This window comes from Kitasatospora sp. NPDC017646, assembly GCF_044329365.1.
Lineage (GTDB): Bacteria > Actinomycetota > Actinomycetes > Streptomycetales > Streptomycetaceae > Kitasatospora.
The window spans coordinates 1-1,079 of sequence record NZ_JBIRJC010000155.1 but is presented as its reverse complement, the minus strand read 5'-3'; the positions used below and the strand labels follow the sequence as shown (position 1 = coordinate 1,079).

At 70.9% G+C, this 1,079-nt stretch carries 1 protein-coding gene and 1 pseudogene; both read left to right on the top strand.

All coding sequences use genetic code 11. The features are described 5' to 3' along the window. Positions 1–876, top strand: an 876-nt coding sequence (locus tag ACH4J0_RS43340; RefSeq protein WP_396246677.1) for a Mu transposase domain-containing protein, incomplete at its 5' end; no start/stop codon positions are given. After that, positions 876–1,079 (top strand): annotated as a pseudogene (locus ACH4J0_RS43335) (IS21-like element ISAau2 family helper ATPase IstB); the annotation flags it as partial. The gene ACH4J0_RS43340 and the pseudogene ACH4J0_RS43335, both read left to right, overlap by 1 nt.

The window sequence follows — 1,079 nt, the reverse complement described above, 5'->3', positions numbered from 1 at the left end:
CTGGGTTACGGGCAGACGGGACGCCCTCCGGTGCTGGTCATGGTGGCGGGCTATTCACGGATGATCACGGCTCGGATGCTGCCGTCCCGGACCACTGCCGACCTGATCGATGGGCACTGGCGGCTGCTGTCCGGCTGGCAGGCCGTCCCGAAGATGTTGGTCTGGGACAACGAGAGCGGCGTCGGCCAGGGAAAGCTGACCTCGGAGTTCGCGGGGTTCGCCGGCCTGCTCGCGATCAGGATCCGCCTCTGCCGGCCCCGCGACCCGGAGGCGAAAGGCCTGGTGGAGCGGGTGAACGGCTATCTGGAGACCAGCTTCCTGCCCGGCCGCACGTTCGCCGGACCGAGCGACTTCAACACCCAGCTCACGGCATGGCTGCAGATCGCCAACCGCCGACACCACCGCACGATCGGCTGCCGGCCCGCCGAACGCTGGGAAGCCGACCGGGGCGCGATGCTCACCCTGCCACCGGTCGCCCCGCCCCACTGGTGGCCCCAGAGCATCCGCCTAGGCCGCGACCACTACATCCGCGTCGACACCTGCGACTACTCCGTCCACCCCCGCGCCATCGGCCAGCAGATCACCATCCGGGCCGACACCGAGGAGATCACCGCCACCACCCGCACCGGCGAGACCGTCGCCCGCCACGCCCGCTGCTGGGCCCGGCACCAGACCATCACCGACCCCGAGCACGCCGCCGCGGCCGAAACCCTGCGCGGCCAGGCAATCCACCAGCGTGCCTCCCGCGCCCAGGCCCGCGGCCTGACCGCCCTCGCACTCGAGGACCTGGGCATCGAGGTCGAACAACGCCAGCTCGGCTCCTACGACCGCATCTTCACCCTCATCGAGGGCGGCGCCGGCAAGGAGGACACCTGATGTCCCGCACCTCCGCTCCCAACACCACGACCACCACCGACACACCGACGGCCCAGACCGGCCGACAGACCACTGCCGACCTGGCTTTCCTTTCCCGCGCGATGAAGGCGCCCGCCCTGCTGGACGCTGCCGAACGCCTGGCGGAGCGCGCCCGCACCGAGTCCTGGACCCACCTCGAATACCTCGTCGCCTGCCTGCAACGC